Origin of the sequence: Pseudonocardia sp. WMMC193, assembly GCF_021728735.1 — a bacterium.
In the GTDB taxonomy this organism is placed as follows: Bacteria; Actinomycetota; Actinomycetes; order Mycobacteriales; family Pseudonocardiaceae; genus Pseudonocardia; species Pseudonocardia oroxyli.
This window is the reverse complement of sequence record NZ_JAKKDO010000003.1, coordinates 2,797,546-2,809,480: the sequence shown is the minus strand read 5'-3', so window position 1 is coordinate 2,809,480 and position 11,935 is coordinate 2,797,546. Positions and strand designations below refer to the sequence as shown.

The window sequence follows — 11,935 nt, the reverse complement described above, 5'->3', positions numbered from 1 at the left end:
CCACGTCCGGACGGGGTCCGGACGTGGCTGAGGTTCAGCTCGGCGAGGTGGTCAGCCGCCGGTGACGGCACCGACGGCCGCGTCCGCCTCCTGCTCGGCGTCCGCGGGGGCGGCCGCGGTCTTGCGGCCGCGGGAGAGCCTGCGCTCCACGTACTCGGCGAGCTTGCCGAGCGAGTAGTTGATCAGGATGAAGATCGCCGCGACGACCACGTAGGTCTGGATCGGGTTCTGCAGCGTCTGGATGATGATGTTCGCCGTCCGGACGAACTCCTCGTAGCTGATGATGAAGCCCAGCGAGGTGTCCTTGACGATCACCACGAGCTGGCTGATCAGCGCCGGGAGCATGATCCGGAAGGCCTGCGGGAGCAGGATCGAGCGCAGCACCTGGCCCTGGGTCAGGCCCAGCGAGTAGCCCGCCTCGGCCTGGCCGCGGGGGAGTGCGTTGATGCCCGCCCGCACGATCTCGGCGATGATCACGCAGTTGTAGAGCGTGAGGCCGATGACCAGGTACCACATGATCGGCAGGTCGATCCCCACCTGCGGCAGCACCCGCGCCGCGAAGAAGATCGCGATGACGACCGGGACGCCGCGCAGGAACTCGATGACACCGACCACGAGCCAGCGGTAGTAGCGGTTCGCGGTGACCCGGGTGACGGCCAGCAGGGTGCCGATGACCAGCGAGAACACCAGGGTGAGCCCGGCCGCGGACAGCGTCGCGACCAGGGCCTGGCCGAACAGGTTCCACACCGGGCCGAAGTCGCCGTTGGTCGGGTCCAGCAGCGGCCCCCACTTGGCGGCCGTGAACTGGCCCTGGTTCGCCAGCCGGACGATCACGAACACGACCACGCCCAGCACGATCACGCCGGCGACGATCGAGGAGATCAGCGTGCGGGTGCGGGCCTTCGGGCCCGGCGCGTCGTAGAGCACGGAGGTCATCGGGCCACCGCCAGCTTCTTCTCGAGCCGGGCCAGGCCGATGCCGGCCGGGATGGTCAGGACGAGGTAGCCGAGCAGCACCCCGAACAGGGTCGCCGCGGCGGCGTAGCCCTGGGCGGAGGTCAGCGTGCTGCCGACCGCGAACAGGTCGCCGCCGATGCCGAAGGCGCCCGCGATGGCCGAGTTCTTGATCATCGCGATGATGACGCTGCCCAGCGGCGGGACGACCGTCCGGAAGGCCTGGGGCAGGATGACCAGCGACAGCGACTGGGTGAACGTGAGGCCCACCGCGCGGGCGGCCTCGGCCTGGCCCGGGGGCACCGAGTTGATGCCGGAGCGGACGGCCTCGCAGACGAACGCCGAGGTGTAGAACGTCAGCCCGGCGACGCCGAACCAGAAGTACGAGCCGTTGACGCCGAGCTCGGGCAGCCCGAAGGCCACCGCGAACAGCACGACCGCCAGCGGGGTGTTGCGGAAGACGGTCACCCAGGCCGAGCCCAGCGCCCGCAGCGGGGGCACGGGGGAGACCCGGCAGGCCGCGATGACCGTGCCCAGCACGAGCGAGCCGATCGCGGCGAAGACGCAGAGCCGGAGGGTCCCGAGGAACCCCGAGACGTAGAGGGGGAACTGCTCGATCAGGACGCCCACGGCGCTCCTCCTGGTGGACGCGAGCCCGCCCGCCGGTCCGTGGACCGGCGGGCGGGCTCAGGGGGTCACGTGCAGGCGCCTGCGGCGGGCAGCGGCGGAACGTCCGGCGAGACCTTCGACAGCGTGTTGTTCCAGGCCGCGGCGTAGGTGCCGTCCGCCTCGGCCTCCTTCAGCGTCTGGTCGATGAACTGGCAGAAGGCGACGTCGCCCTTCTTGATGCCGATGCCGTACGGCTCCTCGGTGAACTTGTTGTTCACGAGCTTGAAGGCGCCGTTGGAGTTCTCCACCAGGCCGGTGAGGATCACGTTGTCCGTGGTGACGGCCTGGACCTGGCCGGTGCGCAGCGCGTCCGCGCACTTCGAGTACACGTCGAACAGCACGATGTTCGCGGGGTCGACGTACTGCTTGATCTTCTCGGACGGCGTGGAGCCGGTGACCGAGCAGACCTTGGCGTTCGCGGCGCGGAGCGTGTCCGGACCGGTGATGGCGGAGTTGTCGGCGGCGACCATCAGGTCCTGACCGGCGACGTAGTACGGACCGGCGAAGCTGATCCGCTCCTTGCGCTTGTCGTTGATCGTGTAGGTCGCGACGACCATGTCGACGCGGTCCTGCTCGATGACCTCCTCGCGCACCGCCGACGGGGTCTCGGTGTAGGTGATCTTGTCCGCGGGGATGCCGAGCTTCGCGGCGACGATCTTGGCGATCTCGACGTCGAAGCCCTGGGGGTTGCCGTCGAGGCCCTTGAGCCCGAACAGCGGCTGGTCGAACTTCGTGCCGAGCCGCAGCGTGCCCGCCTGGGCCAGCTTCGCCATGGTGGTGCCCTCGGGGAAGGACGCCCCCTCGGCGACCGGCGGCGCGGAGGTGGCACCCCCGCCGAGCTGGGACGAGCCGCCGCCACCACACGCGGTGGCGGCGACGACCACCGCGGCGGCCGCGACGGCCACCTTGGCGAGTCGGTTGAGTCGCATGAGAAAATCCCTCCGGGAGAGCGGTACGGCGTCAGTGGGTGAGGATCTTGCCGAGGAAGTCCTTGGCGCGGTCGCTCGTCGGGTTGGTGAAGAAGTCGTCCGGGGTGGCGTCCTCGACGATCTCGCCGTCGGCCATGAAGATCACCCGGTGCGCGGCGCGGCGGGCGAAGCCCATCTCGTGGGTGACCACGAGCATGGTCATGCCCTCCTTGGCCAGGGTGGTCATGACGTCGAGGACCTCGTTGACCATCTCCGGGTCCAGCGCCGAGGTGGGCTCGTCGAAGAGCATCACCTTGGGGCCCATGGCCAGCGCGCGGGCGATCGCCACGCGCTGCTGTTGCCCGCCGGACAGCTGGGCCGGGTACTTGTCCTTCTGGTTCGCGATGCCGACCCGCTCGAGCAGGCGCATGGCGTTCTTCTCCGCCTCGGCCTTGTTCTGCTTGCGCACCTTCGTGGGCGCGAGCATCACGTTCTCGAGGATCGTCTTGTGCGCGAACAGGTTGAAGCTCTGGAACACCATGCCGACGTCCGCCCGCAGCCCGGCGAGCGCCTTGCCCTCGGCGGGCAGCGCCTTGCCGTCGATCGCGATCTCGCCGCCGTCGATGGGCTCGAGCCGGTTGATCGTGCGGCACAGCGTCGACTTGCCCGAGCCCGAGGGGCCCAGCACCACGACGACCTGGCCCGCCGCGACCTCCAGGTTGATGTCCTTGAGGACGTGCAGCTCGCCGAAGTGCTTGTCGACGGCCGCCATGCGGATCATGGGGGTACCGGTCTCGGTCATGGACGGCCTCCAAGGGTGATGGTCGGCTTCGCAAGCTCCGCCTCCGGCATGGGCGGACGCTAGGGCGAATCGGACATCCGAGTCCATCACCTTGGGCAAGCTTTAGGGTTTCAGTCTCATCACGGAACTCGCGAACGGAGTGAACGTGCACATCCTTCTGGTGGAGGACGACGACCGGGTCGCGGCCGCGCTGCGTCCGGCGCTGCACCGGCACGGGATGAGCACCACCCGTCTCGACCGCGGCCGGGACGCGGTGGAGCACCTCGCCGGCGTCGACGTCGTCCTGTTGGACCTGGGCCTGCCCGACGCCGACGGCGTCGACGTCTGCCGGGCGATCCGCGAGGCCAGCGACGTGCCGGTCATCGTGGTGACCGCGCGCGGGGACGTCGAGGACCGGATCGTCGGGCTGCACTCCGGCGCCGACGACTACGTCGTCAAGCCCTACGACGTCGGCGAGCTCGTCGCCCGCATCCACGCCGTGCAGCGCCGACGGGGTCCCGAGACCGCCGAACCGGTGGACCGGGTGGTGACCGCGGACGGCGTCGCGATCGACCTCGGCAGGCACACCGTGACCGTCGACGGGACCGAGGTCACGCTGACCCGCAAGGAGTTCCAGGTCCTCGCGCTGCTCGCGTCGGCGCGCGGGACGGTGTGCACCCGCACCCGGATCGTGGCCGAGGTGTGGGGCCGGAGCTGGCCGGGGGCCAACCGCACGCTCGACGTCCACGTGGCGACGCTGCGCACGAAGCTCGGCCGCCCGGAGCTGGTGCAGACCGTGCGCGGGGTGGGGTACCGCCTGGGGACGTCGTGAGGCGGGGACAGTCGTGAGGACCCGTCTGCTGGTCATCGTCTGCGTGCTCGTGGGGCTGCTCGCCGTCGGGCTCGGGGTGCCGCTCGCGCTGTCCAACTCCCTCGCCGCCCAGCAGAGCCTGTTCATCGACCGGCTCACGGACACGATCTACTTCGCCTCGCGCGCCCAGCGCCCGATCACCGAGGACACCGCGCCCGGGCTGGCCGAGGAGCTGGCCCGCTACGACGAGGTCTACGGCGTGGCGGTCACGGTGGTGGACCGCGCGGGCACGGTCGTCGCGGCGTCCCGGCCGGACCCGCCCGAGCTGGACGCGGACGGGCTCGACCGGGTGCAGGTCGCCCTGGCCAGCAGACGCTCCGCGGCCCCGCCGCTGATCTGGCCGTGGGACACCCGGCCGCTGGTGCTCGCCGAACCGGTGCTGGTCGACGGCGAGGTCCGCGGCGCGGCGATCACCGTGTCGCCCACCGGGTCCCTGCGGGTGCAGGAGCTCCAGGTCTGGTCGCTGGTCGCCGCGCTGGTGCTGGTGTCGGTGGGGCTGGGCGTCCTCGTCGCGCTGCCCGTCACCCGCTGGATCCTGCGGCCGGTGCGCCGGTTGGACGAGGGGACCGGGCGCGTGACCAGCGCGGTCCTGGCCGGGCGACCCGCCGAACCGGTGTCCGACGGCTCCGGGCCGCCCGAGCTGCGCAGGCTCACCGCGTCCTTCGACCGGATGGCCGAGTCGGTGACCCAGGCGCTCTCGACGCAGCGGGCCTTCGTCGCGGACGCGTCCCACCAGCTGCGGAACCCGTTGACGGCGCTGCGGTTGCGGTTGTCCAACATGGACGGGCGGGTCGCCGCGGACGCCGCCGAGGAGCACGTCGCGGCCATGGAGGAGGCCGAGCGGCTCTCCGGGGTGCTCGACGGGCTGCTGGCCCTGGCCCGCGCCGAGCGGGACGCGGGCGTGGACCGGGAGGCGGACGTCGCGGTCGACGCGATCGTCGACGACCGGCTCGACGCCTGGCGTCCGCTGGCCGAGCACACGGGTCTGCGCCTGCTGCGTGGCGGCGTGCGGGGCCTGCGGGTCCGCATCGCGCCCGGCGGGATCGAGACCGTGCTCGACGCGCTGCTCGACAACGCCGTCAAGTTCACCCCGCCCGGCGGCGCGATCACCGTGACCGTGCGCCCGGTGCGCGACTCGGACCCGGCGCTCGTCGAGATCGCGGTGCTGGACACCGGCCCCGGCATGGCGCCCGAGGACCTCGACCGGGCCGTCGACCGCTTCTGGCGGGCCCCGGACCAGTCCAACGTGGAGGGCTCGGGGCTGGGCCTGGCCATCGCGGCCCGCACCGTGGAGCTGGCGGGCGGCGTCCTCACCCTCGATCTCCCCCACGGCGGCGGCCTCCGCGTCTCCGCCGCCCTGCCCCGAGTCCGCTGAGGTCGGGCGCCCGAGTCGGACGGGCGCGTCAGTCGGGGAGGTCGGGGGCGGCGCGCAGCAGGGTGGCGAGGGCGTGCAGGGACCGCTCCAGCTGCGCGGGGGAGGGGGCGGAGAGGGCGAGGCGGACGGCGTTGGGGGAGTGGGCGGGGATCACGGCGAAGGCCGCGGCGGGCGTCACCGCGATACCCCGCCGGGCGGCCGCGGCGACGAACGTCTCCGCACGCCAGGGGTCGGGCAGGGGCAGCCAGGCGTGATAGGCCGCCGGGTCGGCCCGGAGGGTGGGCAGGATCCGGCGGGCGAGGGTCTGGCGGGCCGCGGCGTCGGCGCGCTTGCCGGCGACGAGGGTCTCGACGACGCCGTCGGACAGCCAGCGCGTGGCGGCGGCCACCGCGAGCCCCTGGGGCCCGTAGCCCGCGGTCCGCGCGGCGACCCCGATCCGCTCGGTCAGCTCCGGCGGGCCCGCGACGAACCCCAGGGTGAGGCCGGGCGCCACCCGCTTCGACAGGCTGTCGACGACGACCGTCCGTTCCGGGGCGTGCGCGGCGAGGGGGCCCGGGTCGGGGCGCAGGAACGAGTAGACGGCGTCCTCGACCGCGACGACGTCGTGCGCGCGGAGCACCGCGGCCACCGCCGCCCGCCGTTGCTCCGACATGGTCACACCGAGCGGGTTGTGGAGCGTGGGTTGCACCGAGACCGCGTGCACGGGTGCCTCGGAGCACACGGCGTCGAGGGCGTCGGGGACCATGCCCTCGTCGTCCAGCGCGACGGGGACCGCGACCAGCCCGAGGCGGTGGGCGATCCCGCGGACCAACGGGTAGGTCAGCGCCTCGACCGCGATCCGGCCCCCGGTGGGCACGAGCCCGGCGAAGGCTGCGCCGATGGCCTGGCGCCCCGACCCGGTCACGATCAGGTCCGGCGGGGCCCAGCCGGGGCGGGCCAGCGCCCGTCCGGCCTGGGCGCGCAGCTCCGCGGTGGCCCGGACGCCGAGCGGAGCGAGGGCGGCGGCGAGGACGTCCGGCCTGCTCAGGCTCTCGATCGCGGGGGCGAGCAGCCCCGGCTGTTCGGGGAGGACCGGGAAGTTCAGCTCGAGATCGACGGGCGCGTGGGCGGGCTCGGCGAGCGCGGGCTCGGGGGTGGGCGCCGCGGCCCGCACGAAGGTCCCGCGCCCGACCTCCCCGACCACGACGCCGCGGCGGGTCAGCTCGGCGTAGACCCGGGCGGCCGTCGACACCGCGATCCGGTGGTCGCGGGCGAAGCGGCGCTGGGTGGGGAGGCGGTCGCCGGGGCGCAGCCGCCCGCGGGCGACGTCCGCGGCCACCCGGTCCGCCAACGTGCGGAAGTCCACGATTGCTCCGAGATCATTGTCGTCCTTGATCCGAGCATTGTGCCTGCTTACGGTCGTGAGCGGGAAGTGGTGCTCCAGCACCACTTCCCACTCACAGGCACCGGAGGTGCAAGACGATGGACACCGTGATGTTCGTGCACGGGCACCCGCTCGACGGGCGGGTGTGGGGGCCGCAGGCGGAGGCGGCGGCCGCGGCGGGCTACCGGGTGCTGAGCCCGGCGCTGCGGGGGTACCGGGACGGCCCGCGGGCGGGGCCCGTCGTGACGATCGCCGATCACGCGGACGACCTGGCCGCCGTCGTCGGTCGTGCGGTCGGCGGAGTCGGCGGGGTCGGCGGGATCGCAGTGGTCGGGGTGTCCATGGGCGGGCAGATCGCGCTCGAGCTGTACCGGCGCCACCCGGGCTCGGTCGCGGCGCTCGTGCTGTGCGGGACCACCGCCGCGGGCGAGACCGCGCAGGGCCGGGCGGACCGGCTCGCCCAGGCCGAGCGGCTGGAGCGGGACGGCATGGTCGGCCACACGCACCGGACGCTGCCGCTCATGGTGGGGCCGGCGACGTCGCCGGACACCCAGGACCTGGTGCGGGACATGATGCTGCGCACCCCCGCCCGCGGGGCCGCCGCCTCCCAGCGCGGGCGCGCCGACCGCGCCGACCTCCGCCCGCTGCTCCCGCGGATCGCCGTGCCCACGCTGGTCCTGGTCGGCGACGACGATCCGTACGTCCCGGTCGAGCAGGCCGCGCTGATGGCCGCCCGGATCCCCGGCGCGGCCCTGCGGGTGATCGCCGGGGCCGCGCACCTGCCGAGCCTCGAACAGCCCGCGGCCACCACCGACGCCCTGCTGGGCCACCTCGCCCGCGTGGGAGAACCCTTGCGCGCCGGGGCGTGTTCCTAGAACTCCATCAGGTTGTCCCGGAAGTGTTCGTGGGTGTAGGCGGTCCGCACCCGGCCGCGGCGCTGCAGCGCCGGGACGAGCCCGTCGCACACCCGGACGGCGAGGTCGCGAGACATGCCGCCGGTGATCAGGAACCCGTCGCCGCCGACCTCGTCGATCGCGGCGCACATGGTGTCGGCGACGGTCTCCGGGCTGCCGACGAGGGGCAGCGACTCGATGGTCCAGCGGGCGGCGGCCTCGCGCAGGGTGGGGGCGTCGGCGGACCGGCGGAGGAAGTCCGCGAGGGTGCTGCGGTGCCCGTTCGTGGTCACCGCGGGCACGGGCCCGTCGAGGTCGAAGCCGGAGAAGTCGTTCTCGGTGAGCGCGGACAGGTGGGCCAGCGCCGCCTCGGCCAGCCACTCGGTGTCCTCGGCCAGGTGGGCGGCCAGGGAGCGGGCCAGCGCGTCGGTCTCCGCCAGGACCGGCGCGACCACGAAGAGGATCTTGCAGCTGTCGGGGTCGCGGCCGAGCCGCTCCATCCGGGCGCGGATGTCCTCCCGGTAGGCCTTCATCCCGGCGACCCCGTCGGCGGAGGCGATGATCGTCTCGGCGTGCGCGGCGGCGAACTCCCGGCCGCGCGTCGAGCCGCCCGCCTGGCAGTAGACGGGGCGGCCCTGGGGCATGGGCAGGGTGTTGAGCGGTCCGCGGCTGCGGAACCACTTGCCCTGGAAGTCGATCGGCGCGACCTTCGTGTGGTCGACGTAGCGGCCGGTCGCGCGGTCCATCACCAGGGCGTCCGGCGCCCAGGACCCCCACAGCCGCTCGACCAGGTCGACGAACTCGTCGGCGCGGTCGTAGCGCTCGTCGTGGTCGGGCAGGGCGTCGAGCCCGTAGTTCTGCGCGGCCCGGTCCTCGCTGGAGGTCACGATGTTCCAGCCGACCCGGCCGGAGGAGAGGTGGTCGAGCGTGGCGAGGCCGCGGGCGAGCAGGAACGGCGGATAGAGCGAGGTGGACATCGTCGCGACGATGCCGAGCCGGTCGGTGTGCTGGGCCAGCGTGGCCTGCAGGGCGACCGGATCGTGCTTGGGCGCGTACAGGCCGTGCTTGAGCTCGGTCTCCAGGCTGCCCGCGTAGCAGTCCGGCACCATCGAGGAGTCCTCGATCATGATGTAGTCGAAGCAGGCCCGCTCCAGCATCCTGGCGAAGTCGACGTGGAAGCGGCCGTCGGGCCAGGTCGCGCCGATGTCGCCGCCCCAGGGGCCGCGCCAGGAGGCGTTGCCGGAGAAGTTCATGAACCACCCGAGGTGGAAACGGCGGTCGGTCACGGGTGCACTCCCAGGGTCGGCGGGGCGGGTTCGGGCGGCTCGACGCGGGCGGGGTCGCGGCGCAGCCCCAGCACGCCGAGGACCGCGCCCACCGTGAGCAGGACGACGAGGGCCTGGTAGGGACGCACCCCGGACAACAGACCCACGAGGGTGATCAGGACGGCGCCGCCGATCTGCTGCGCGCAGGTCAGCACCGCAGACGCCACGCCGGTCCGGCCCGGCGGGATCCCGTCGACCGCGCGGACGGCCAGCGGGACCATGCACAGGGCGCTGCCGGTCGCCAGCATCGCCATCGGCACCAGGAGCAGCGGATCGGCCGCCCCCGTGCTCGGCGGGGCGAGCGCGACCGCGGCCCAGACCATGCCGGCGGCGGCGAGCAGGCACCCGGCCGGCACCAGGACCCGGTCGGGAACCCGGCGCAGCAGCCGCGGCGTGGCCGCCGTGGTCAGCACCATCACGACGATCACGGGGGTGAAGACGAGCCCGGTCGCGGCGGGCCCGAGCCCCCAGTCGCGCTGCACCACCAGCTGCAGGTGGATGAACGCGGTGTGGGTGCTGCCGAACACCAGGGCCGACAGGGCGTACGCGGTCGGGCGTCCGCGCCCGGCGAGCAGCCCGAGCGGTAGGACGGAGTCCGCCCCGGCCCGTCGGACGACGAGGACGGCCGCGACCGCGCTCAGCAGGCCGCCCGCCACCAGCCCGGTGAGGACCGGCCACGGGACGGCCTCACCGGACAGGCCGACGGCGCCCAGCAGCATCGCCAGCGCGGCCCCGGGGAGCACCACCTGCCCCACCCCGAGCCGGGGCCGCTCGCCCGCCGGACCGCGCAGGCCCGGCAGGGCGAGCAGGCAGGGGAGCAGAGCCGCGCAGAGCGGGAGGTTGACGAGGAACACCCACCGCGTGCCGAGCCATTCGACCAGGAGCCCACCTGCCGTCAGGCCGATCCCGCCGCCGACCAGGCCCGCCCCGGTCAGTCGGGCGACGGCGCGGTTGCGCCGCGCGGGGTCGGGAGCCAGCTCCGCGATCACCGCGAGCAGCCCGGGCACGGTGGCCGCCGCGGCCAGCCCCTGCAGGGCGCGGCCCGACAGCAGCGTCGCCGGACCGGTCGCCAGACCGCAGAGCAGGGACGCCAGCCCGAACACCCCGACCGCCACGACGAGGACCCGGCGGGCGCCGAACGCGTCCGTGAGCCGCCCGCCCGCGAGCATCCCGGACCCGAACGCCAGCAGGTAGGAGACCAGGACCCAGCTCAGTGCGGTGTCGTCGAGGCCGTACTCGGCGCGGATCCGGACCAGCGACACGTTGACGACGGTGCCCTCGAGCATCACCAGCACCTGGGTGGCGAGCAGGGTCGGGGTGACCAGCCACCACCGCGGCCCGGATCGCGTCGGACCGGTCCGGACGGACATCGCGCCCGACCTCAGAACGCCAGCAGGTTCTGCCGGAACGTCGGGTGCTCGTAGGACGAGCGGATGAGTCCGCGCTTGCGCAGGGCCGGAGCCAGGCCGTCCGCGATCTCGGTGATGTTGCGCCGGGTGACGGGCATCGCGACCAGGAACCCGTCCCCGCCCGCCTCGACCATCGCCTCGCCCATCTGGGCGGCGACGTCGTCGGGGGTGCCGACGAGCTCGATCGACTCCTGGACGGTGTGGTTGAGGATGGACTCGCGCAAGGTGGTGCCGGAGCGCCGGTAGTCGTTCATCGTCGACTGGTGGCCGTTGTTGCCCGAGAGGTCGGGGAAGGGCTCGTCGAGGTCGAACTTCGAGTAGTCGGTGCTGGTGAAGTAGCTCATGCCGGCGAGGATCGCCTCGATGTTGTCGGCCTTGGCCTGCCGCTGGCGCTCCTGGCGCGCCTCGGCCTCCTCCCGGGTCTCGCCGAGCACCGGCGCGATCAGGAACAGCACCTTGGCGTCGCTCGGGTTGCGGCCGAAGCGCTCCATCCGGGCGGAGATGTCGTCCCGGTAGGCCTTCATCTCCTCGACCCCGCGCACCGCGGCGATGATGGTGTCGGCGTTCTTCGCACCGAAGTCCCGGCCCGCGGGGGAGCCGCCGGCCTGGCAGATCACCGGGTGGCGCTGCGGCCCCGGGATGGTGTTCAACGGGCCGCGGCTGCGGAAGTACTTCCCCTCGAAGTCCACCGTATGGATCTTGGTGTGGTCGGCGAAGAGGCCTTTCTCCTCGTCCATCCGCACGGCGTCCGGCTCCCAGGAGTCCCACAGCGCGGTGACGACCTGGACCCACTCGTCGGCCATGACGTAGCGCTCGTCGTGCTCCACGTGCGCGGTCAGGCCGTAGTTCTGGGCGGCCTGGTGGGGGCTCGCGGTCACCAGGTTGAGCCCGACGCGGCCCTCGGTCACGTTGTCGAGGGTGGAGAACAGCCGGGCGGCGAGGAAGGGCGGGTAGAACGTCGTCGCGACCGTGGCGACGATCCCGATGTGCTTGGTCGCCGCGGCCAGCAGCGGGACGAGCGGGACGGGGTCGAACCGGATCGTGCCGCCGTTGTAGACGCTGGACTCGAACGTGCCCTTGTAGATGTTCGGGAGGACCGAGGAGTCCTCCATCATCATGTAGTCGAACCCGGCCCGCTCCAGGGAGACGGCCATGTCGACGAACAGGCCCGGGCGGCCCACGTCCTGCGTCGCGTTGCCCGACCAGAGCCCGTTCCACTGGTAGACACCGAACCCGGTGCCCAGGAACCATCCCATGTGGAACATGTCGTGTCCTCCTCGCGCCACCACCCGGTCCGTCCGGTGGTCCGGGCGGCTCCGCGTCCGCCCGGCACCGATGACACCCGCGGCCGGTGTCCGGCCGATATCCCCGCCGTCGCGGTTCGATTG

At 73.2% G+C, this 11,935-nt stretch carries 11 protein-coding genes; 3 read left to right on the top strand and 8 right to left on the bottom strand.

The genetic code is table 11. The annotated features are described in order from the left end of the window. Window positions 1-51: 51 nt before the first annotated feature. The 4 genes from L3X23_RS14685 to L3X23_RS14670 all read right to left on the bottom strand — a co-directional run bounded on the left by L3X23_RS14685 (window position 52) and on the right by L3X23_RS14670 (window position 3,311). Window positions 52-936 (bottom strand): amino acid ABC transporter permease, encoded by an 885-nt coding sequence (locus L3X23_RS14685; RefSeq protein ID WP_093079052.1) that lies wholly within the window; start codon window positions 934-936, stop codon window positions 52-54. Continuing rightward, a complete protein-coding gene (locus L3X23_RS14680) occupies window positions 933-1,583 on the bottom strand; it encodes an amino acid ABC transporter permease (protein WP_093079049.1) in 651 nt (216 codons plus the stop codon). The genes L3X23_RS14685 and L3X23_RS14680 overlap by 4 nt, the downstream gene beginning before the upstream one ends. Window positions 1,584-1,648: 65 nt before the next feature. Next, entirely contained in the window at window positions 1,649-2,551 is a 903-nt protein-coding gene (locus L3X23_RS14675) for a glutamate ABC transporter substrate-binding protein (protein ID WP_237192747.1), read from the bottom strand. A gap of 31 nt (window positions 2,552-2,582) precedes the next feature. Continuing rightward, window positions 2,583-3,311 carry an amino acid ABC transporter ATP-binding protein gene (locus L3X23_RS14670; RefSeq protein ID WP_237198029.1) on the bottom strand — a complete coding sequence of 243 codons (729 nt, stop codon included), beginning with the start codon at window positions 3,309-3,311 and terminating at the stop codon, window positions 2,583-2,585. A gap of 166 nt (window positions 3,312-3,477) precedes the next feature. Here L3X23_RS14670 and L3X23_RS14665 point away from each other — a divergent pair, with 166 nt between their 5' ends. Together L3X23_RS14665 and L3X23_RS14660 are read left to right on the top strand one after the other, a co-directional pair. Continuing rightward, the gene (locus L3X23_RS14665; protein ID WP_093079933.1) at window positions 3,478-4,143 is read left to right on the top strand and encodes a response regulator transcription factor; all 666 of its coding nucleotides are present in this window, start codon (window positions 3,478-3,480) and stop codon (window positions 4,141-4,143) included. 13 nt (window positions 4,144-4,156) lie between these two features. Beyond that, complete coding sequence (locus L3X23_RS14660) at window positions 4,157-5,557, top strand: HAMP domain-containing sensor histidine kinase (RefSeq protein ID WP_093079041.1); 1,401 nt, start codon at window positions 4,157-4,159, stop codon at window positions 5,555-5,557. Between the two features lie 28 nt (window positions 5,558-5,585). Here the strand turns inward: L3X23_RS14660 and L3X23_RS14655 are convergent, their stop codons facing one another. Continuing rightward, on the bottom strand, window positions 5,586-6,905 hold the full coding sequence (locus L3X23_RS14655; protein WP_237198028.1) for a PLP-dependent aminotransferase family protein: 1,320 nt from the start codon (window positions 6,903-6,905) through the stop codon (window positions 5,586-5,588). A 113-nt stretch (window positions 6,906-7,018) separates the two neighbouring features. On the opposite strand from L3X23_RS14655, the gene L3X23_RS14650 reads away from it, so the two are divergent. Next, window positions 7,019-7,795, top strand: coding sequence for an alpha/beta fold hydrolase (locus L3X23_RS14650; protein WP_237192746.1), 777 nt, complete (start codon window positions 7,019-7,021; stop codon window positions 7,793-7,795). On the opposite strand, the gene L3X23_RS14645 is transcribed toward L3X23_RS14650, so the two are convergent. The 3 genes from L3X23_RS14645 to L3X23_RS14635 are packed head-to-tail and all read right to left on the bottom strand — an operon-like array spanning window position 7,792 to window position 11,812. Beyond that, a complete protein-coding gene (locus L3X23_RS14645) occupies window positions 7,792-9,099 on the bottom strand; it encodes an NtaA/DmoA family FMN-dependent monooxygenase (protein WP_237192745.1) in 1,308 nt (435 codons plus the stop codon). The two genes, L3X23_RS14650 and L3X23_RS14645, sit on opposite strands and share 4 nt — an antisense overlap. Continuing rightward, entirely contained in the window at window positions 9,096-10,508 is a 1,413-nt protein-coding gene (locus tag L3X23_RS14640; RefSeq protein ID WP_237192744.1) for an MFS transporter, read from the bottom strand. The genes L3X23_RS14645 and L3X23_RS14640 overlap by 4 nt, the downstream gene beginning before the upstream one ends. 11 nt (window positions 10,509-10,519) lie before the next feature. Continuing rightward, a complete protein-coding gene (locus L3X23_RS14635) occupies window positions 10,520-11,812 on the bottom strand; it encodes an NtaA/DmoA family FMN-dependent monooxygenase (RefSeq protein ID WP_237192743.1) in 1,293 nt (430 codons plus the stop codon). Window positions 11,813-11,935 lie beyond the last annotated feature (123 nt).